Genomic DNA, 283 nt, shown 5'->3' on the forward strand with positions numbered 1-283 from the left:
CCATGACTTCCGGCACGAACTCGACGGCTTTGCCGGTGATCTGCACGGTGAGCTTCTCGGTCCTGAAGGTCGAGCTTTCGACCGGCAGGCTTGGGCTGCTGGCGACATAGGCTTCGCGATGGACGTCCAGCAGGCCGACGGTCTTGACCGGCTCCAGCCACTGTTCAATCTGCCCGAACAACTCACCGAGTTTTTGCGCCCAGCGTGCCGACTGCAGGTCGAATTGCTGTTTCTTGTGCGCTTCGCTATCGGCGTAGTGACGAAGCATCTCGCCCAGTTGCTG

Annotated in this window: 1 protein-coding gene; it reads right to left on the minus strand. The window is 60.4% G+C overall.

Annotated features, from left to right (window positions below; all coding sequences use genetic code 11):
- On the minus strand, window positions 1-283 hold a 283-nt coding region (locus KZZ04_RS18820; protein ID WP_219423771.1), incomplete at both ends, for a hypothetical protein.

It is taken from the genome of Pseudoalteromonas sp. CR1, assembly GCF_019392235.1.
In the GTDB taxonomy this organism is placed as follows: Bacteria; Pseudomonadota; Gammaproteobacteria; order Enterobacterales; family Alteromonadaceae; genus Pseudoalteromonas.